General features: G+C 37.7%; 17 protein-coding genes. 6 read left to right on the top strand and 11 right to left on the bottom strand.

All coding sequences use genetic code 11. The features are described 5' to 3' along the window. Positions 1-8 precede the first annotated feature (8 nt). The gene (locus tag EYS08_RS10505; protein ID WP_131029998.1) at positions 9-1,136 is read right to left on the bottom strand and encodes a hypothetical protein; all 1,128 of its coding nucleotides are present in this window, start codon (positions 1,134-1,136) and stop codon (positions 9-11) included. Further along, positions 1,136-1,768: an ABC transporter ATP-binding protein gene (locus EYS08_RS10500; RefSeq protein WP_131029997.1), complete on the bottom strand. Its 633-nt coding sequence runs from the start codon at positions 1,766-1,768 to the stop codon at positions 1,136-1,138. Before EYS08_RS10500 ends, EYS08_RS10505 begins: the two co-directional genes overlap by 1 nt. A 74-nt stretch (positions 1,769-1,842) precedes the next feature. Here EYS08_RS10500 and EYS08_RS10495 point away from each other — a divergent pair, with 74 nt between their 5' ends. The 5 genes from EYS08_RS10495 to EYS08_RS10475 all read left to right on the top strand — a co-directional run bounded on the left by EYS08_RS10495 (position 1,843) and on the right by EYS08_RS10475 (position 6,186). Next, a complete protein-coding gene (locus EYS08_RS10495) occupies positions 1,843-2,364 on the top strand; it encodes a GNAT family N-acetyltransferase (protein ID WP_131029996.1) in 522 nt (173 codons plus the stop codon). A gap of 59 nt (positions 2,365-2,423) precedes the next feature. Next, positions 2,424-3,272 carry a DUF2911 domain-containing protein gene (locus EYS08_RS10490; RefSeq protein ID WP_131029995.1) on the top strand — a complete coding sequence of 283 codons (849 nt, stop codon included), beginning with the start codon at positions 2,424-2,426 and terminating at the stop codon, positions 3,270-3,272. A 431-nt stretch (positions 3,273-3,703) separates the two neighbouring features. Continuing rightward, the gene (gene eno, locus EYS08_RS10485; RefSeq protein ID WP_029278432.1) at positions 3,704-4,999 is read left to right on the top strand and encodes a phosphopyruvate hydratase; all 1,296 of its coding nucleotides are present in this window, start codon (positions 3,704-3,706) and stop codon (positions 4,997-4,999) included. Positions 5,000-5,162: 163 nt separating this feature from the next. Continuing rightward, positions 5,163-5,462 (top strand): FtsB family cell division protein, encoded by a 300-nt coding sequence (locus EYS08_RS10480; RefSeq protein WP_025145767.1) that lies wholly within the window; start codon positions 5,163-5,165, stop codon positions 5,460-5,462. A 109-nt stretch (positions 5,463-5,571) separates the two neighbouring features. Then, complete coding sequence (locus EYS08_RS10475) at positions 5,572-6,186, top strand: trimeric intracellular cation channel family protein (RefSeq protein WP_131029994.1); 615 nt, start codon at positions 5,572-5,574, stop codon at positions 6,184-6,186. 157 nt (positions 6,187-6,343) lie between these two features. On the opposite strand, the gene EYS08_RS10470 is transcribed toward EYS08_RS10475, so the two are convergent. Together EYS08_RS10470 and EYS08_RS10465 are read right to left on the bottom strand one after the other, a co-directional pair. Continuing rightward, entirely contained in the window at positions 6,344-6,892 is a 549-nt protein-coding gene (locus EYS08_RS10470) for an REP-associated tyrosine transposase (protein ID WP_131029993.1), read from the bottom strand. A 178-nt stretch (positions 6,893-7,070) separates the two neighbouring features. Beyond that, a complete protein-coding gene (locus tag EYS08_RS10465) occupies positions 7,071-9,155 on the bottom strand; it encodes a hypothetical protein (protein ID WP_131029992.1) in 2,085 nt (694 codons plus the stop codon). 256 nt (positions 9,156-9,411) lie between these two features. Here EYS08_RS10465 and EYS08_RS10460 point away from each other — a divergent pair, with 256 nt between their 5' ends. Continuing rightward, on the top strand, positions 9,412-10,146 hold the full coding sequence (locus tag EYS08_RS10460; RefSeq protein WP_131029991.1) for a L,D-transpeptidase family protein: 735 nt from the start codon (positions 9,412-9,414) through the stop codon (positions 10,144-10,146). A gap of 95 nt (positions 10,147-10,241) precedes the next feature. Here the strand turns inward: EYS08_RS10460 and fabG are convergent, their stop codons facing one another. The 7 genes from fabG to EYS08_RS10425 form a co-directional block, all read right to left on the bottom strand. Further along, a complete protein-coding gene (gene fabG / locus EYS08_RS10455; protein ID WP_057933957.1) occupies positions 10,242-10,985 on the bottom strand; it encodes a 3-oxoacyl-[acyl-carrier-protein] reductase in 744 nt (247 codons plus the stop codon). A gap of 130 nt (positions 10,986-11,115) precedes the next feature. Further along, complete coding sequence (locus tag EYS08_RS10450; RefSeq protein WP_131029990.1) at positions 11,116-12,192, bottom strand: agmatine deiminase family protein; 1,077 nt, start codon at positions 12,190-12,192, stop codon at positions 11,116-11,118. A gap of 98 nt (positions 12,193-12,290) precedes the next feature. After that, entirely contained in the window at positions 12,291-13,166 is an 876-nt protein-coding gene (locus EYS08_RS10445; RefSeq protein WP_131029989.1) for a carbon-nitrogen hydrolase, read from the bottom strand. Between the two features lie 374 nt (positions 13,167-13,540). Next, positions 13,541-15,508, bottom strand: a complete 1,968-nt coding sequence (locus EYS08_RS10440; protein ID WP_131029988.1) for an SPFH domain-containing protein — start codon at positions 15,506-15,508, stop codon at positions 13,541-13,543. A 544-nt stretch (positions 15,509-16,052) separates the two neighbouring features. Next, positions 16,053-16,277 carry a cysteine-rich CWC family protein gene (locus tag EYS08_RS10435; RefSeq protein ID WP_131030096.1) on the bottom strand — a complete coding sequence of 75 codons (225 nt, stop codon included), beginning with the start codon at positions 16,275-16,277 and terminating at the stop codon, positions 16,053-16,055. A gap of 175 nt (positions 16,278-16,452) precedes the next feature. Next, complete coding sequence (locus EYS08_RS10430) at positions 16,453-18,837, bottom strand: ribonucleoside-diphosphate reductase subunit alpha (protein ID WP_131029987.1); 2,385 nt, start codon at positions 18,835-18,837, stop codon at positions 16,453-16,455. A 143-nt stretch (positions 18,838-18,980) separates the two neighbouring features. Further along, positions 18,981-19,952 (bottom strand): ribonucleoside-diphosphate reductase small subunit, encoded by a 972-nt coding sequence (locus EYS08_RS10425; protein WP_116251674.1) that lies wholly within the window; start codon positions 19,950-19,952, stop codon positions 18,981-18,983. Positions 19,953-20,380: the final 428 nt, after the last annotated feature.

Below are 20,380 nucleotides of genomic sequence, written 5' to 3'. Positions count from 1 at the left end.
AAATAACATCAACACAAAATACTGTTATTCAAATAATTCCTCCTAAAAACAACCCATGCAACAATAATATTTAGCGGAATAAGGATTAATCCAAAGCCAAACATAATGAACAGGTAAAATAGGAAAAACAGGCAAAAAACCCATATCAAAAATTGCTTAACCTGCATTGCATTTAACATGAGTAAACTTCTGAATAACAGTATAACCGAAAATGCAAATACCATTAATTCGAGCGATACTAAAATACCAAAGCTGCTGAATATCCAACATATTTCTGGCAATAATAAAACAAGGTAGTTTAAGCAAAAGCTAAAGAACACTTTTCCCGTGGTAAAGGGAAAATTTGGCAGAAACGATAAGTACCTATTATTAAAAATCTTCTCATGATAGATAAGCACCACATGGGCAATAACAATACAGGTGGTAATGAGCATCAACAGTCTTGGATCATCTTTAAGATCAGCAAAAACTACAAACACACTCGAAATCAGCACCCAAGAAAGCAATTTGGTTAGCGCATAAGCCAGCTTGGATTGATTGAAAACCTGAAAACTATACAACAAAAAAACTGGCTTGCTCCATTTTCTGCTGATCCTGATTAACCAACTTGGTTTATTAGCGACGATTAAGCGGTTATTTTCTTTTAGGCAGATATAAGTGCCCGCTAAAACCAGAAGCAATTGAAACAGCAAAATCCCGATAGAAATAAGATAATATCCAAATACAATTCCAATGCTTATGGCATATAACGTATAACACAATACAGGAATAAATATGTAGACCTGCACTACACACCAGGCCATAAACTGCTGTTTTTTAGTTGACGAGGTGAAACTATAATACAGAAACTCTTGCTGAGGCAAAACAAGCTGACTTAAAACATATTTTAAGCTTTTGTAAGTATATAATGAGCTCCCTATAAGATAGAAAGTCATCATCAGTGGATTACTCACCAAACTAATGGTAAAGAAAAACTGCCAGAAATCAATCTGGTCTGGCCGAACAGTGCCCAGGGTATTGATAAACAAACAGTAACTGATCAACATCATAAAGATGAATACCAACATACCTGCATGGGTTCTGTAAAAACCAGCAACAAATATTTTCTTTAAGGCAGTGTTTGAAAGCAACGACATTAAAAATTCAGTATTATTTTTTTATGTTGAATATTGATCTGTTTAAGTCCGGGCAGTTTTAACTCATCCAATGGCTGATGTGAGGACAGGAAAAAACTGATTTTTTCATTTTGGTATTTCTCATTAATCCAACGGTATAATATTTCTAATGATTCTACGTCGATTGTATTTAAAGGTTCGTCTAATAAGATCAATTTAGGTTGTCCTAAAAAAGCCAAAACCAACGACAACTTTTTTAACATGCCACTAGAATATGAACCCAACGGATTATGAATGTAAGGCCTCATTCCCATTTCTGTAATTAAAGCCTCTTCCTGACCAGCAACTGCCCCCTTAGCTTTAGCGAAAAGATCAACCATTTCAAATCCGGTTAAAAATTCGGGGTACAGTGGTTCGGCTTCGGCAAAGTTTACAAGCTTTCGGTAAGAAACGCCATGATTTTTTAAATAAATAGTGCTTATGGCTATATCTCCGTCAAATGATAATATCCCGGCAATTGCTTTTAGCAGTGTGCTTTTCCCTGAGCCGTTACTTCCTTTTATCCAGAAAATGCCTTCAGGAATTTTAATATTATCTATCTTTAAAACAAGATGGTTGAAATAAGATTTTTCAAATTGACTGAAGTGTAACATAAAAGCATTTTGTTTCTGACTTTAGTTTTAATGAAAAGTTACAAAGCACATTCATCTTGATAAAATCACACACAATGCAATTAATTTTACGCCCTTATCAACCAAGTGATGTTGAAAGTTTGGTTAAACATGCCAACAATTTCAATATTTCTAAATATTTGACCAATAAATTCCCATTTCCTTACGAGAAAAAAGATGGCGAAGCTTTTATTCGATTCGCACTGAGTCATACCCCCTTACAGATCAAGGCAATTGTCTTAAACGGTGAAGTAATCGGATCCATAGGTGTGCATCAACTGGCTGATATTTATAGCAAAAGTGCAGAAATGGGCTATTGGATTGCTGAAGATTTTTGGGGTAAAGGCATTGTTTCGCTTGCCATAAAAGAAATGCTTAAATATGGTTTCGACACCTTCGATATAGAAAGAGTTTTCGCACGGACTACACATACGAACTTCGCCTCACAAAAGGTTTTACAAAAAGCTGGTTTTGTTTTCGAAGCGGAATTAAAAGATACAATTTTTAAAAATGGAGAATATTTTGATGAATTGATTTTTGGATTTAGGAAACACCAGTTAAGCAACGAACAGAATTAAAACATTTGCTAAACTTGAAGCTTATTGCGTAAATTCGTACAAACCAAAACAACAAAGCAATGAAATTATTCAACAAAATTACGGCGCTATTTATCATGCTATTAGCTGTGGTAGATTTAGCAAATGCACAAGATTTAAAAATACCACAAGCCAGTAGCGGGCAAACCATTATTCAGGATTTTGGATTGGGAAAAATAACTTTAATGTACTCACGTCCTAATGTGAAAGGCAGAAAAATTTTTGGCGGCATGGAGCCTATGGGTGTAGTTTGGCGCAATGGTGCAAATGCAGCAACACGTCTTAAATTTACCGATGCTGTTCAAATTGAAGGTAAAGACCTGCCTGCTGGCGAATATGGCTTGTTCAGTATCCCGGCCAAAAACGAATGGACGGTTATTTTTAGCAAAACGCCCGATCAATGGGGTGCTTACACCTATAAAGAGAGTGACGATGTGCTGCGTGTAAAAGTAAAAACGAAAGCTTTAAAGGATAAAGTGGAAACCTTAACCATGCAATTTTCGGATGTTAGTGAAACTTCTGCAACTTTAAATATGATGTGGGAAAACAGTGCCTATGCCATTAACATTACCACTTCGATTGATGAAAAAGTAATGGCCAACATCGCTGAAGCCATGAAGGGCGAAAAAAAGCCATACTATAATGCTGCAATGTATTATTACCAAAATGGAAAAGATTTAAAAACCGCGTTAGAATGGATGACTGAAGTAGAAAAATCTGACATGAAAGCACCTTGGTTTAAATACTGGAAAGGCCGTATCCAATTAAAAATGGGTGACAAAGCTGGTGCAGAAGCTACCGCCAAAGCGGGCTTGGCTTTAGCAACTGAAGCAAAGGTAGATGAATATATACGCTTAAATTCTCAATTATTGGCCGAAGCTAAAAAATAAGGAGATTAAATATTTAATAAAACCGTTGGAGCTAATTCAACGGTTTTTTTTATTTGAAGTCATGAAATTCCGAGAAATATTAGACAAGTTTGATTCCTCTCAAGAATTACCAGACCTAAACAGTATAAACCCGATTGAAATGAATCGCGAGGTAAAGTCGGGAGCAATGAAAAAGCGTGACCAGCCCCAACCTAAGTATTGCTAAAACTGCTTTTCAAATTAATATGAATGTTATTATCCTCAACTTAAACATGAGTTTCATGACCAATATTAACTTAAAATTAACAGCTGATTAAACTTGAACAGCTATCGTAACATTAACCCTTAAAACGCTTTATTTATTTAAAAATAATACTAACTTTGATGTTGCGCTTAGTAATTGTACTTTATACACTAAGCAGGTTAAAAAATCAATAAAAAATCAAATAAAAATGAGCATAATCGTTAATGTCCATGCCAGACAAATTCTCGATTCGAGAGGCAATCCAACAGTAGAAGTAGAAGTTGTAACAGAAGCAGGCGCTTTTGGCCGTGCAGCTGTACCAAGCGGTGCATCTACTGGACAATATGAGGCTGTTGAATTACGTGATGGTGATAAATCTACATATTTAGGTAAAGGTGTTTTAAAAGCTGTAGAAAATGTAAATACTAAAATTGCTGATGCATTAAGAGGTATTGATGTTTTTGAGCAAAATACAATTGATAAAATCATGTTAGACCTGGATGGTACCGAAAACAAAGGTAACTTAGGTGCTAATGCTATTTTAGGTGTTTCTTTGGCTGCTGCTAAAGCTGCTGCTGATGAAATCGGTCAACCATTATACCGTTATATTGGTGGTGTTAACGCCAACACTTTACCGATTCCGATGATGAACATCATCAACGGTGGTTCACACTCCGATGCGCCTATCGCTTTCCAGGAATTTATGATTATGCCAGTTGGCGCACCTTCTTTCTCTGAGGCTTTACGTTGGGGAACTGAAGTTTTCCATAGCTTGAAAAAAATTCTTCACGATAGAGGTTTATCTACTGCAGTAGGTGACGAAGGTGGTTTTGCACCAACTTTTGATGGTACTGAAGATGCAATTGAAACCGTATTAAAAGCAATTGAAACTGCTGGTTACAAACCAGGTTCTCAAATCTGTTTAGCTTTAGACTGTGCATCATCTGAATTTTACAAAGATGGTAAGTATGACTATACTAAATTTGAAGGTGCCACTGGGGTAATTCGTTCTAGCGAAGAGCAGGCACAATATTTAGCTGATCTTTCTGCAAAATATCCAATTATCTCTATTGAAGATGGCATGGATGAAAACGACTGGACTGGCTGGAAAAGCTTAACTGATAAAATTGGAGATCATGTTCAATTGGTTGGTGATGATTTATTTGTAACTAACGTAACCCGTTTACAACGTGGTATTGATGAGGCTACTGCTAACTCAATCCTAGTAAAAGTAAACCAGATCGGTTCTTTAACTGAAACCATCAATGCGGTAACTTTAGCACAAAACAATGGCTATACTTCGGTAATGAGTCACCGTTCTGGCGAAACTGAAGATGTTACGATTGCTGATTTAGCTGTTGCATTAAACTGCGGACAGATTAAAACCGGTTCTGCATCACGTTCAGACAGAATTGCAAAATACAATCAATTATTACGTATTGAAGAAGAATTGGGTGAAAACGCTCGTTTCATCGGTTCAAAATTTAAATACGCTAAGAAATAACCCCTAAATCCCCTAAAGGGGTTGGGGTGTTAACAAGTTGAAAAACTTATTTGCAGAACATCCGGAGATTTTAAATCTTCGGATGTTTTTATTTTAATACTATATTTGTTTGTTGGATTCGGGTTTTCTCAAATCTCACATCTAAAATCTCATATCAAAATATATGAAACGTTTAATAGATCTTTTCCGCAATAAATATTTCCTTGCTACGGTCGCTTTTGCGATGTGGATGCTATTTTTCGACAAAAACGATATGATGTCGCAGTATGAATACCGCAGTCAGGCCAATAAACTACAGGAAGAAAAAGAATATTTTGAGAAAGAAACCGCTCAGGTTAAAAAAGATTTAAACGAACTGAATACCAATCTGAATACGGCTGAAAAATTTGCCCGCGAAAAATACTTCATGAAAAAAGACAATGAAGATGTCTTCGTAATTATTCAGGAAGAGAAGAAGGATTAGCCCTGAGTAGGGCGTTTGGGGTTGAGAGTTTGGAGTCGCCCAGCAATCTAACAATATACAATTCCTTTAACAGTTAACCATTAACCGATTCAAACAGCTAACCTATCTAATGCTTCACATCCTCTACATTATCGCCATAACCGCTGAAGCCATGACTGCTGCACTTTCTGCAGGCAGACGTGATATGGATTGGGTTGGTGTTTGTATTATTGCCTGGGTTACAGCGTTAGGTGGTGGAACCGTTAGAAATGTATTATTTGGACATTATCCAATGAGCTGGGTAGAACATCCCGAATATTTGATAATTACTGCAGTAGCAGCCTTACTTGCCGCTTTTATTGCCTCGCTCATGACCAAACTCAAAAAGCTTTTTCTTTACCTTGATGCTTTGGGTTTAGTAGTTTTCACCATCATCGGTTGCCAGGTTGCACAGGAAATCCATTTACCTTACTTAATTGTACTTTTTAGTGGAATGATTACGGGTTGTGCCGGCGGGGTACTCCGTGATGTACTTTGTAATGAGGTTCCATTTCTTTTTAGAAAAGAGATTTATGCCAGCGCAGCGATAGTTACCGGAGCCGTTTATATTGGTATAGAGCATTTTCATGGAAGCGAAATGCTGGCTACCATTACAGCCGCTATTATTGGATTAGCACTTAGATTACTTTCTATCCGCTTCGAATGGCATATGCCCAAGTTTGTTTACAGGGATGAATGGCATTAGGCTAATTGGGTTTTCAATTCGAAGTTTTTTCTGTGGTGTGAGGTGTTACCACCTGACACTTTCAAATTATTTAAAGACCATTCATTATTCTCCAATTTAAGGATTATTTATTAGTCAGATGGCAACATCCGACTGCACATCCATCAAACCCATACAATCAATCAAAAACATCTCTGTAATCAGTGATTTTGATAACATTTTCTAATTTACCAAGATAAAATGCGGCACTGCTATATTTATAATCCTCAGGATACTCACTCAAATTCCAATGAGATTGTAATGGGTTCTGATGGATATATTCGAGCTTAATTTCAAGAAGCGCTTTACTACCTATCCAGACATCATCAAATCTATCTTCCCAAACTTTAAAAACCTGCATATCATTTTCAACTCTTATCAAATTTAGTAGTGAACTCTCATCGGATTCCAGATATTTTCGAATCTCGAAAGCGCAAAACTTTTTTAAATCACGCATGCTATCCGATAATTTATTTTCATCATTAAAATAGAGCAAAGCATGAAAATGATTTGGCATAATTACATACCCAAGAATCGAAATGTCATATTTTAAAGCAATGAAATTTAAACTATTGACAATTATTAATTTGCATGAATCGCTTTCGAGAAGTTTTAAATGTTTATAACAGCTCGTGGTCACGAAAAAACATTTTTTCTCCAGAAATAAGCTTCTGTTTCTTAATCCCATATAATCTTTTTCACGGTGTCAGGTGTTACCACCTGACATTTTCAAATTAATTGAATACTGTGGTTTACTCAATTCAAAACAATCTATCAGTCAGATGGTAACATCTGACTGCACAACGAGCCTCTAAATAATCTATCAACCATATGGCAACATCTGACTGCACAATGAACCGCTAAACTTAAAGTTCCCCGTTCCGTTTCCTTAAAAACCATTCTACTCCCAGCAAAATCAAAATTAGGCCGAACAGCCATTTCATGCTGATGAGCTCATCGTATTTACGGTCTTCGTAACTGATAGTTTTAATATTTTTGTTTTTGGCAATCTCATCAACTATTTTCAGCAGGTTTTTGGGCATAAACAGTTTACCATTACTTTGCTTAGATATGGTATTTAAAAGCTGGTGATTAGCTGTTGTTTGCTGAAATTCTGCAATCAATGAATTTACATAGAAACTACCCGTACCCGTGAATTTCTTTCCACCCAGTTCTGTATTGGCGAGGTAAGAATAATTCCCGGCAGGCATGGTTCCTGCATCTAGCTGATAACCATTTTCGGTTTTAGAAAAAATATAGTTAAACACTTTGCCCGCTTCATTTTTAACCTGAAGATTAACTTCCGACTCATTTACAGGCTGATAGCTATCATTATAAAGGGTACCGTTAAACTGGATGGTTTCATTTTCATCGTAAGCCGACTTTGAAGTAAACACCTTAAACCTCCGCTTGTCATCTTTAACAGATAGGTATTGAACTGTTTTTGAGATCAGATCGTTTAAAACCGATTGATTGCCTTCGTTTTCAGCTTCTGAAAGTTTCCATCTCCAAAGCCCCTCTCCCATCAAATAACCAGTCTTTAAGCCATTTTCATTAGCAAAGAACAATAATGGCTGCTGTGTGCTTACTTTGCCAATACGTTGATTAAAAACAGGTATTGCGCCTGCATTCACAGTTAACCTTCCAAACGGACTTAGCAAAGGATCGAAAGATGAAAACTGCTTCTTATCATCTTCTGTAAGATTGAAGCTTGTAAACCCATTGGCAAAATCGGCATACACTTCTTGAATGGAACCGTTTGCAGAACCTAAATTGACCTGATTTTGGATCTGATTAAAAGCATTTATATTGCTCTGTGCCCCCAAAATGTACCAGATCGGTTTCTTTAATCCTGTTAATTTCTTTAAAAACACTGACGAAATATTTTGTGCATCCGGTAATTGATACAACACGATTAAATCAAATTTAGAGGGATCTGTTGTATTTAAATCGTCAGCAAGTGCAAGTTTAGCTTCGTAGTGTTTATTAAGCGATATAGCTTCTTTTAACACGCCCAGATCAGGGTGTGGAGCAACCGCAGCAAGCAATACTTTCTGCCTTCCATCAATAACTTCTACATAAAAGGTTTGAACATTATTTCTGGTCGTAATTTCATTTTGTAAAGCGCCGAGCTGAACGGTATATTTCTGAACACCAATTTTACCTGCATGGATCTTAACGGGGATCGTTTTAACAAAAGAAGCTCCATTAATCGATATATTTTGCTGTTCTACCTTTGCGCCATTTTGGCTAACCGTTAAAGAAGTGCTTTCGCCATCACTTTGAAAAGCCTGAACCTGAACTTCGATCGTAAAATCGTCATCCAGATACACAATGTTATTGTAATTTACGTTCGAAATTAAGACATCACGCTTTGGAATACTATCACCCAAGGCAATGGTATAAACCGGTGCATTAATCTGATTTACACTGTACAGCGGATTTCCACCGTGATTAAAAATACCATCAGTAGCTAAAATAATGGCGCCAACATTTCTGTTGGTATATTCATCTCTAACTTTCTGAAAAAAAGCCGAGGCATCTGTTAATTTACCCTGATTTTTAAAATCGAAACCATCTGCAACCTGATCGCCAAAGTGAAGTGTTTTTACCTCGTACTTGTCTGATAGTTTATCCTGTAAAACTTTAAGGTTATTTTCGTATAATTTTTGGTCGAAACCAGCTGCCTTAACCTGACCAACAGAAAGAGAATTATCCTGGCCGATAATGATTAAGGGCTTATCCAACGTATAATTTAAGGTTTTGATGAGGGGTGCAAATATTAACCACGTAATGGTAGTCACTACGATAATCCGCAAGGCAGTTAAGCCGTACCGAAGTTTTTTATCTAAATTTTTGTTGCCGCGATACAGCAACCAGGCATACAGCATGCCCAACGCCAAGCAACCGAGAAAAAACAAAATAGATGTACCCGAAAAAAAACTGTTCATACTTTTATAAAGATGGCAATTTTGAGGAAATTTTCAAGATTATTGTCTATAAAGAATTTATGCGAGGGCTAAAATACAACTTCATTTAACCACCGAGTTCACTAAGTTTTACATTGAGGAACACAGATTACCTAAACTGTTTTTAAGCACTCAACTCTGTGTACTTCGTGCCTTTTCTCGGTGATCTTTGTGGTAAAAAAAGAGAACGCTATGCGCTCTGTGGTTAAATCCCTATTTTTAAACCAAATCAAAATTTATGAAATTAATCTGTTTAACGTTTCTAGTGTCTCTAAGCCTTATGGTAAATGCCCAAAATAATTTTAAAGCCACTCAAATTAAATTCGAAAGAGTAGAAAAGGCCTACAATGAAAAATGGGAAACATTGAGAAAATTTGTTTTGGCAGGTGGCTATGGCGATCGGTTCTCTATGGTAATCAATGCTTATAAAACAGAAGGCAAACTAGAGATTTGGTTAAAAAATAATTCAGCAAAAACATATTCGTTGTTTAGAACTTACGATTTCTGTGCACATTCTGGCACCATTGGTCCGAAAGTAATTGAAGGCGATGGACAAACACCGGAAGGTTTTTATTACATTAATGTTTTTAATCCGATGAGTAATTTTCACCTATCATTGGGCGTAAATTATCCAAACGCTGTAGATTATGCCCGAACTGGAAAGAATAGGAAACCTGGAAGCGATATTTACATCCACGGCAATTGCGTTACTGTAGGATGCATTCCATTAACCGACGAAAAAATTAAAGAGGTGTATATTTTGGGTGTTGAAGCTAGAAATGCAGGCCAGGAAAAGATTCCGGTTAACTTCTATCCTTTTAAAATGACAGACACAAATATGAAGAAATATATTGCTCAATTTCCTACACAGGCCAGTTTTTGGAAATCGTTGCAGCCAGGGTATTTAGCTTTTGAGAAAAATAAAAACCAAGCTAATGTAAGTGAGGCAAAAGGAAAATATATTGTGAAGTAACAAAAGAAGTCAAGTTTTAAAAACTTGACTTCTTAATATTTCTAAGGCTTTGGAAGAAACACTTTACCCCCAAACCTTCATACCTTCTACCTTCCCTACAGCATCCCGCCGCAAACAGATAAAGTTTGGCCAGTTACGTAAGCACTCATATCTGAGGCTAGGAATACGCAAACATTTGCAATATCTTCAGTTTCTCCGGCGCGTTTTAATGGAATATCTTTTTCCCATCCTTCAACAACTTTTGGATCAAGAATATCTGTCATTTCGGTACGGATAAAGCCCGGTGCAACTACGTTGGCACGGATATTTCTCGAACCTAATTCTTTAGCGATTGATTTGGTAAAACCGATGATGCCAGCTTTAGATGCAGCATAATTTGCTTGTCCGGCATTACCTGTAGTACCCACAATAGAACCCATATTGATAAAAACACCTTTACGGGCTTTCATCATCACTTTTGAAGCGGCTTTGGTTACATTGAAGATCGATTTTAAGTTGATGTTGATAACATCATCCCAGTTCTCTTCGCTCATACGCATCAATAAACCATCCTTGGTAATTCCAGCGTTATTTACTACGATATCAATAGTACCAAACTCAGCTACGATATCATTGATCAATTGCTCAGCTTCAGCAAATTTAGATGCATCAGAACGATAACCTTTAACTTTTGTTCCAAAGCTTTGCAATTCTTGCTCTAAAGCTTCACCTTTTTCTACTGATGATAAATATGTAAAAGCTACATTAGCGCCCTGCTCGGCAAATTTTTCAGCTATTTTACGACCGATTCCTTTAGATGCGCCTGTAATTAATGCTGTTTTTCCTTCTAATAATTTCATAACCCTTAAATCCCCTAAAGGGGACTCTTATATAATTTATAAAAATTTAATTGTGGTAAAGTTAGCAACTCTATCGAGATATTGTTAAAATGTTTAATTGTTGCGTTGTTAAGGACTGAAAACTCCAAACTTAAATCGCTGGTTCCTGCTGGCTCAAACAATGAAAGCTTCCCAATCCCCATATAATATCAACCGAATTTATACCAATAACCTTTCTATCTGGGAAACAACCTTGAATAATAGCTAAAGCTTTCTGGTCGTTTACATCATCAAAAACCGGAACAATTACAGCCGCGTTAGCAATGTAAAAATTTGCATAAGACGCTGGTAAACGGGTATCTTCATAAATAACCGGCGATGGCATAGGCAATTGAACAATATTCAATGCTCTACCATCTTTCAGCTTCATGGCTTTTAAGGCCTCTAGATTCTCTTGTAACAGCACGTAATTTTCATCCAGCGGATTGCTTTCTACAACAGTTAAAACCGTATCCTCGTTTACAAAACGCGTAATATCATCAATGTGGCCGTCTGTATCGTCGCCAACAATACCATCTCCCAACCATAATACCTGATCTTGACCATAATATTCAAGCAAATATTTTTCGATCTGCTCTTTGGTTAAATGCGGATTACGGTTTTCGTTCAACAAACAAGCTGTGGTGGTTAAAACCGTACCTGCGCCGTTAAATTCTACAGAACCTCCTTCCATCACAATATCTGGTGTAAATAAAGGTAAATCGAAATGTTTGGCAATTTTTGTCGGAACCACATCATCCAGATCAAAAGGAGGGTATTTTCCACCCCAGGCATTGTATCCCCAATCTACAACAGCCTTTTCATTTCCTTTTAATAAAAATGCAGGACCATGATCGCGGCACCAGGCATCGTTGGTTTCATTGAAATAAAATTCAACCTGACTTAAATCAGCTTCTACTTTTGTTAATTCAGAAACAGCAAAAGCTTTCATTTCTTCATCCTTAACATTGATACGTACTTTTTCGCCTTCGGCAACAGCTTTGATAAACTGGCAATATGGTTCGTAAATAGTCTCAATTTTCCCAGGCCAGCTCTCCTCTTTATGTGGCCAGCTTAGCCAGGTTGCCTCATGTTTAGCCCATTCGGCAGGGAAAGCATAACCTTGCTTCTTCGGTGAATAATCGAATTGATTGATATTTAAATCTTTTCTTGGAGGGAAATTTGACATCTGATTTTAATTTATAAAATGAATGGTCCGTGAGGACACAAACCATGGATTTTTATTTATGGGTTTTCGCTTTAAGCTTTGGTCTTTAACCTTTCAGCTTAATCCCCGTCAATGTATCTTTTCGTAATCGGTTGGTAAGAATCAATTCTCCTGTCTCTTAAAAAAGGCCAATGCTTACGGAAGAAATCAGATTCTGACAAATCCAGCTCAACTACCTCGGTTTCTTCCTGATCGTGAGAACCTAAATAAAGTATTTTGCCTTGCGCATTCGTGGCGAAACTTCCACCCCAGAATTTCATGGCACCATCTTGCTCAAAACCCACTCGGTTTACACTCACTACAGGCACACCATTTGCAACCGCATGTGAACGTTGGATGGTTTGCCAAGCATTGTATTGATCTTGATTGGTTTCTTCATCCTGATCGGTAGCCCAGCCAATTGCAGTTGGATAAAACATGATATCTGCCCCCATTAATGCCGTGATGCGCGAAGCTTCCGGATACCATTGATCCCAGCAGATCAGAATACCGATTTTAGCAAACTTGGTCTGGAAAACTTTGTAGCCCAAATCGCCTGGGGTGAAGTAGAATTTTTCGTAGAAAGCTGGATCATCAGGAATATGCATTTTGCGGTATTTACCTAAATATGAACCATCAGCATCTAAAACAGCTGTTGTGTTGTGGTACAAACCTTCAGCACGTTTCTCAAACAAAGAAGCGATAATTACCACGCCCAATTCTTTAGCTACCACTTGTAAGGCATCGGTAGAAGGGCCTGGAATTGCTTCTGCCAAATCGAAATTATCGTAATCTTCAACATCGCAGAAATACAAAGAAGTAAAAAGCTCTTGTAAACACACAATCTGTGCACCTTTTGCAGCTGCTTCCCTCACTTTAACAATCGCTTTATCTAAATTCTCTTGTTTATCTTTAGTACAACTCATTTGTACCAAGCCAACTTTTACTTTCTTCATGTTTTAAAAATGATTGAATTAACAAATTAGCGAATGATTGAATGTTTTAATTTGCGCTTTGCATATTCACTCATCCAAAAATTCATTCATCCAAAATTAGGCTGCAAAGTTACTATTTTGTTTAAAAGTAGAACGGCATAATTGTGTAATTGTTTTTCGGTTTTTAGGAAATCAAAGGCAACATTTCAAACGGCTGTCAGTCGGGCTATCCATTATAGCTCCGATAAAAAATCGGAGGCTGCCATTCCTATCCCGTTTAGATGGCATGGTTTTTACAACTATTAACGTCAACCCACCCAACGCCCTAAATCATTAGCTAATAATGAAAAAGCCCCGATTCTCATCGAGGCTTTCCATTTTACTTTAAAACAAAATTAAGGGTTTATATTATCCTTTTTAGGTTTTGCTTTTGTTTCTACAATTTCTGCAACGGCTACCACTTCTTTGCGTTGTGCTGGGTCCATCAGTTCCATCAACTTCAATCCCAGCAGACCATCCATTGCTGAACCGCCGTGGTTACCTCCACTACCACCAATCAGTACATCAGGGATCAGCTTCACATTACCTTTTGATAATTCTTCGGTAATTTTGTAACGGGTAAAGTTTTCACCACCCAAAGCTTTCACTGCAAGTTCGTAAGCTTCGGCGGTTGATTTACCTACTGCTAAGATTTTACCCGCTTCGGCACTACCGGTTAACGAAATCTGTTCAGCCTCTGCCGATGCCCTTAACTTAATCGCTTCCGAATCAGCCTGCGCTCTTGCTTTGGTTGCTTCTGCTTCGGCATGCGCCCTCATTTTAGTGGCCTCAGCCTCTGCTCCCACTGCCAGTTTTACACCAGCCGCATCACCTTCCGATTTTTTTACGGTTGCACTTGCGGTACGTTCGGCAATCTCTACACTTTGTTGTGCCTTCACAATATCTTTCTGCATATCTGCAATCGCAGTTTCTTTTTCCATTCCCTGGCGTGTTTCCTGTGCTTGTTTCTGGGTTTCGTAAGTAACTTTTTGCTCTTCTGCAATTTTACGGTCGGTTAAAGTTTTCATTAACGATTCTGGCGGAACAATATCACCAATTAACGTATCTACTGCATTTACGTTATATTCATCAAGCACTTTACGGATATGTTCTTTAGCCGATTCCTGACGCTCTTTACGGGTACTTAAGAAAGCAATCACATCACTTCCCTGTGCTGAGTTACGGAAATAGTTACCAATTGTGGGCTCTAAAACCTGCGAAACCAGATTCACCATATTCCCAAAACGTGCAATTACTTTAGGAGCTTCTGTAGTTGGCACGTGGATAATCTGCGCAACATCTAAATTAAATGGGAAGCCATCTTTAGAACGTACGGTAATGGTTGATAGATTTTTATCCAGATTATGCGCCTCACTACGTGCCGATGCCCAGTTTAAGACCAAATTGGTTGTTGGTACCAGCTCTACTTTCATAATATATTTGTTAATCGGATATTTACCAGGACCGAGTGGTTCTAACCAAACGCCTTTTGAGCCTTTGCCAACAATATTACCATGTTTAAAGTCTGCACCGGTTAAGTCATTTCCGTCCGTACCAATAAATGAGATTACAACACCAACGTAACCGATCGCAATTTCGGTCATCGGGATTTCTTCCAATTGGATTGCCCATGGATTAAGATTGTAAGATCCCGCTAAAATTACCTGGGGCTGCAAACCACGGTTACCACCTTGTTTTATAAAGGCATCGAAATCCTGGAAATTGTTGTGTCCATCAACCAATTTACCGGCAATCTGATTGGCCTCAATCGGTAAACCATCCAAAGTGGTTACAATTCCCACCATACTTTCCTGAATGCGGATCATATCCGTAACAGAAACTTGAAACAGCATCGTATTGATACGATAAGAACCCGAGGTAATGTAAGATGTTTGCCGACCTCGCTGACCACCATTTTCGAGAAATTTCACCGCATCCTGAAAATTATCAGATTCTACTTTTTGTCCGAGGATATTTCCAGTTGGGATTTCCGAACCATCTTTGGCCATAATCAGTCCGATTTTTCCTTCAGGAATGATAGTGAATTGTTCCATCGTTACACTGTACTGCCAGAACCACATCCCGAAATATAACCCCGGGGCCAGTGTTTTTCCCTGAAAACCGGCCTCGCCTTTAACTGCGATGATGCGGCCATCGGGCAACTCGCGATCGGAACCGAAGAGCACGAATTTTTTGGTAATTAAACCGATCCTATCTTCGGGCACAATGACCATCCCGAATAAGAAACGTAAAATGTATTTGTATAAAACCACGCACAACAGTGCCACTAAAACCCACCAGTAATTAGAAATGAGCGCTTCCATAATCTTTTATATTTTCTATTTTTTTAACCTGATAAACCATTTATCAAGCACGATATAGTTATCAAATGGCGTGCTTTGTTACCATTTTTAACACTTATTTTCAAACTATTTTTTGTTGATTTTAAGGCCTAAAAGATGACTCAGGATCGGTTGAGAGGAGAATATCAACTACAGATGATATTTTGAAGAATACCTTAATTGAACGCTTATAAAGGCCAAAAACTAACCATTTAGGTTTTAATTAATGACTATAGAAATTATAATTGTATAAATTACAATTAATAGAAAAATTATGTCCTTTTTTAGACCTATACAATTGACCAAAAATGGATACACTGTTTGGCCAGTTGGATTGCAAAAGAATAAAGATGAGCATGAATGAAGCGTTTCCAGAAAAGAGCAGAACCCATGTTAACTAAACCCGATTGCACGAATGCCGATTCCTTCCAATCGGCAGAAGGAAAAGCGGGACCGAAACCAAGCTAAAAGTATAGGAACCTGCTTTTCAAACTATTTCGACCACAAAGGCACGAAAACACAAAGATTAAATGCCTATTTCTTCACGATACTCTTGCTGCAACTCAAACAGGCATTTGGCGCAGAGGCAGCCATCGTATAGTTCGGAGATGTATTGTACTTCGTTTATACTAAGTTGCACCACGCTGCACTGGCATTTGGTATATGAATTTGCCTTGCACTCAATGGCACTATTACATCGCTCGCAAGGAATGATTTCGTGTTTGGCGCTATGTTTTAAGGTATTGTTCATTTGTTCACCGGTCATTAGTTCACTTGTATTTGGCGCTTTAGAAACTAATGTACCAATGGCTAATAAACTACTGAACCAACACAAAAGTATAAACAAAAAATAAGGTTTTGAGCGTTTGCCCAAAACCTTACGATATTATTAGATTCTTAAAAGTCCCCTTTAGGGGATTTAGGGGTTAACCTGAGCAGCTGATACAGCCTTCTTCCATTGAACAAACTGGTCCGTCAACGATTTCTTCTGCAACCTGATCTTGTGTCATTTCAGCTGGGATAACCGCTTCAATGGCTTTACCACCCTGGTTCTCTACAGTAAATTTAACTGCTTGAGAAGCTGCTTGTGTACGCAAGTAATACATACCGGTTTTTAAACCTTTCTCCCATGCATAGAAGTGCATTGAAGTTAATTTTGATGTATTTGGTGCGTTTACGAACAGGTTTAATGATTGCGATTGGCAGATATATGCACCACGATCGGCAGCCATATCGATGATATTACGCATCTTGATCTCCCAAACGGTTTTGTACAATTCTTTAATATAATCTGGAATTGAATCAATCGCCTGGATTGAACCGTTAGCCAATATGATCTGATTTTTCATATCGTTGTTCCATAAACCCAATGCTACTAAATCTTTCAATAAGTGTTTGTTTACCACTACAAACTCTCCACTTAATACCCGACGGGTGTAAATGTTAGAAGTATATGGCTCGAAACATTCGTTGTTACCTAAAATCTGAGACGTAGATGCAGTTGGCATTGGTGCAACCAATAATGAGTTGTACACACCATCTTTAACTACTTTTTTGCGCAATGCATTCCAATCCCAACGACCGCTATCTGGTGTAACATTCCATAAATCGAACTGGAACTTGCCTTTTGATAATGGCGAACCTTTAAAGGTTTGGTAAGGACCATTTTTTACAGCCAAATCGTGCGATGCCGTCATCGAAGCGAAATAAATTGTCTCGAAAATATCTTTATTTAAACGTTTAGCCTCATCACTTTCGAAAGGTAAACGCAATAAGATAAAGGCATCAGCCAAACCTTGTACACCTAAACCAACGGGACGATGGCGCATGTTTGAGTTTTCGGCTTCTGGTACCGGATAATAGTTATGATCGATGATTTTGTTCAGGTTTAAAGTAGCCTGATAGGTTACATCGTATAATTTTTGGTGATCGAAAGCACCATTGATAACGAAACGAGGCAATGCCAATGAAGCTAAGTTACAAACCGCAACTTCATCTTTAGATGTATATTCGATAATTTCGGTACACAAGTTAGAGCTCTTAATGGTACCTAAGTTCTGTTGGTTAGATTTGCTGTTCGCTGCATCTTTAAACAACATATATGGTGTACCGGTTTCAATTTGCGAATCTAAAATGGCAAACCAAAGTTCTTGTGCTTTAATGGTTTTACGGCCACGACCTTCTGCTTCGTATTTAGCGTATAATTCTTCGAATTCCTTGCCGAAACAATCTGCCAAACCTGGTGCTTCGTGCGGACAGAATAATGTCCAATCGCCATTATCTTTAACACGTTGCATAAACAAATCGTTAATCCAAAGGGCATAGAACAAATCGCGCGCACGCATTTCTTCTTTACCATGGTTTTTACGAAGATCTAAGAATTCGAAAACATCTGCATGCCAAGGTTCTAAATAGATTGCGAAAGCACCTTTACGTTTACCTCCACCCTGATCTACGTAACGTGCAGTATCGTTAAATACACGTAACATTGGAATAATACCGTTACTTGTACCGTTTGTACCACCAATATACGAACCAGTTGCACGAATATTGTGGATGCTTAAACCAATACCACCTGCACTTTGCGAAATTTTAGCCGTTTGCTTTAATGTATCGTAAATACCTTCGATACTATCATCCTGCATGGTTAACAAGAAACATGACGACATTTGAGGTTTTGGTGTAGCTGCGTTGAACAAAGTTGGTGTAGCATGTGTAAACCAACGCTCACTCATTAAGTTATACGTTTTGATTGCGCTATCGATATCTTCTTTGTGGATACCAACAGAAACACGCATAAACAAATGTTGAGGGCGCTCTACAATCTGACCGTTAACTTTTAAAAGGTAAGATTTTTCTAAAGTTTTAAAACCGAAATAATCGAAACCGAAATCGCGGTCGTAAATGATAGAACTATCTAAAATATCCTTGTTTTTTTCTATAATCTCATAAACATCATCAGCAATAAGAGGAGCATCTTTCTGCGCTTTCGGGTCGAAATATTCGTACAACATTTTCATCGTACCCGAGAATGATTTAGTGGTGTTTTTATGTAGGTTGGAAACCGCAATACGAGATGCCAACAAAGCGTAGTCAGGGTGTTTGGTTGTTAACGAGGCAGCGGTTTCTGCAGCAAGGTTATCCAACTCAGATGTTGTTACACCATCGTATAAACCTTCGATAACCTTTTTGGCAACATCGATTGGATCTACCAGATCTGAATTTAAACTATAGCACAGCTTTTGAATGCGGGCTGTGATTTTGTCAAATTGTACCGCTTCTTTGCGGCCATCTCTTTTTAGTACGAACATATTTTATGAGATTTAAGTTTTATTATTAAGTCGTGAGTATCAAGTATCAAGACCTAATCATCACTTTGTATTTTTTGTTATTTATTTAATCGGTATCAAGATTTAAGTAGCGAGTAGCAAGATTAAACCTTCCATCTTCTAACTTAAAAGTCCTCGTCTAAAGAAAACGCCTGTTTGTTGTTATCAGCGGAGGTTAATACACCACTTTTTTGATAATCACCAACACGTTTCTCGAAGAAGTTGGTTTTACCCTGCAATGAAATCATTTCCATAAAATCGAATGGATTGGTTGCATTGTAGATTTTTTTGTAACCCAGTTCCTGTAACCATCTATCGGCCACAAACTCAATATATTGACTCATTAATTTTGCATTCATACCAATCAAGGCAACCGGTAATGCATCGGTAATAAATTCTTTTTCAATTTCTACGGCATCACTAATAATGCCATGAACTTGTTCTTCGCTTAATTTATTGCTCAACATGCTGTAAAGTAAACAAGCAAATTCGCAATGTGAACCTTCGTCTCTCGAGATCAGCTCGTTACTGAAAGTCAATCCCGGCATTAAACCACGTTTCTTTAACCAGAAAATAGAGCAGAAACTTCCACTGAAGAAAATACCTTCAACCGCAGCAAATGCCACTAAACGCTCGGCAAAAGTTCCGTTTTCGATCCAGCGTAAAGCCCATTCTGCTTTTCTCTTCACCGCGGGTACGGTATCAATAGCATGGAACAAACGGTCTTTTTCTTCAGGATCTTTAATATAAGTATCGATTAACAGGGCGTAGGTTTCGGCATGGATGTTTTCCATCATAATCTGGAAACCATAAAAACAACGTGCTTCTGGCAATTGAACCTCACTCATGAAGTTTACCGCAAGATTTTCGTTCACAATACCATCACTAGCAGAAAAGAAAGCAAGGATGTGCGAAATGAAATGTCTTTCGCCATCGTTTAAATTGTCCCAGTGCTTCTGGTCGTCAGAAAGATCAATCTCTTCTGCAGTCCAAAAACTAGCTTCGGTCTTTTTATACATTTCCCAAATTGCCGGATACTTAATCGGCAAAAGCACAAATCTATCTTTGTTTTCTTGTAGTAATAATTCCTGTTCCATACGCTGATGTTTTTAATTCTATTTTTTTAACAGAGCCGACAAAGGCACGCATCCATCACTTTTATATGATGATTGTAATGTCTTTTATCAAAACGCTGTTGTGAAAGTGCTAACCCTATTGCCTGGCAAACAACTGAATTTTTAGTTAGGGAAATTTAAAATTGCAATCAGGTGATGTACGTATAAATTACTAAAAACTAAGCTTTTATATTTGTTTTCAAGCGCAAGAAGTTAAAGAACTTTGTTATAACAAATATATATACGGTGGCCCTTTTTTGTGAACCAAAGTTGTTAACACCCTGTTCAATTGCTGGGGAAAAACGATCAGTCGAATATCATTTTCAAGCGAAAAAAAAGCTAATCGTTTCTTTTCAAGGGCTTAGCAAACCAAAATGAGTGTTAATAACTTAAATTTGAGGGGTATAATC

The sequence above is a fragment of the Pedobacter kyonggii genome, from assembly GCF_004310665.1.
GTDB classification, from domain to species: Bacteria; Bacteroidota; Bacteroidia; order Sphingobacteriales; family Sphingobacteriaceae; genus Pedobacter; species Pedobacter kyonggii.
The sequence above is the reverse complement of the archived record's forward strand: the minus strand, read 5'-3'. Positions and strand labels throughout refer to the sequence as shown.

Coding starts and splice junctions, on each gene's coding strand:
- EYS08_RS10505 (WP_131029998.1), bottom strand. CDS start 1,136: ATGTCGTTGCTTTCAAACACTGCCTTAAAGAAAATATTTGTTGCTGGT.
- EYS08_RS10500 (WP_131029997.1), bottom strand. CDS start 1,768: ATGTTACACTTCAGTCAATTTGAAAAATCTTATTTCAACCATCTTGTT.
- EYS08_RS10495 (WP_131029996.1), top strand. CDS start 1,843: ATGCAATTAATTTTACGCCCTTATCAACCAAGTGATGTTGAAAGTTTG.
- EYS08_RS10490 (WP_131029995.1), top strand. CDS start 2,424: ATGAAATTATTCAACAAAATTACGGCGCTATTTATCATGCTATTAGCT.
- eno (WP_029278432.1), top strand. CDS start 3,704: ATGAGCATAATCGTTAATGTCCATGCCAGACAAATTCTCGATTCGAGA.
- EYS08_RS10480 (WP_025145767.1), top strand. CDS start 5,163: ATGAAACGTTTAATAGATCTTTTCCGCAATAAATATTTCCTTGCTACG.
- EYS08_RS10475 (WP_131029994.1), top strand. CDS start 5,572: ATGCTTCACATCCTCTACATTATCGCCATAACCGCTGAAGCCATGACT.
- EYS08_RS10470 (WP_131029993.1), bottom strand. CDS start 6,892: ATGGGATTAAGAAACAGAAGCTTATTTCTGGAGAAAAAATGTTTTTTC.
- EYS08_RS10465 (WP_131029992.1), bottom strand. CDS start 9,155: ATGAACAGTTTTTTTTCGGGTACATCTATTTTGTTTTTTCTCGGTTGC.
- EYS08_RS10460 (WP_131029991.1), top strand. CDS start 9,412: ATGAAATTAATCTGTTTAACGTTTCTAGTGTCTCTAAGCCTTATGGTA.
- fabG (WP_057933957.1), bottom strand. CDS start 10,985: ATGAAATTATTAGAAGGAAAAACAGCATTAATTACAGGCGCATCTAAA.
- EYS08_RS10450 (WP_131029990.1), bottom strand. CDS start 12,192: ATGTCAAATTTCCCTCCAAGAAAAGATTTAAATATCAATCAATTCGAT.
- EYS08_RS10445 (WP_131029989.1), bottom strand. CDS start 13,166: ATGAAGAAAGTAAAAGTTGGCTTGGTACAAATGAGTTGTACTAAAGAT.
- EYS08_RS10440 (WP_131029988.1), bottom strand. CDS start 15,508: ATGGAAGCGCTCATTTCTAATTACTGGTGGGTTTTAGTGGCACTGTTG.
- EYS08_RS10435 (WP_131030096.1), bottom strand. CDS start 16,277: ATGAACAATACCTTAAAACATAGCGCCAAACACGAAATCATTCCTTGC.
- EYS08_RS10430 (WP_131029987.1), bottom strand. CDS start 18,837: ATGTTCGTACTAAAAAGAGATGGCCGCAAAGAAGCGGTACAATTTGAC.
- EYS08_RS10425 (WP_116251674.1), bottom strand. CDS start 19,952: ATGGAACAGGAATTATTACTACAAGAAAACAAAGATAGATTTGTGCTT.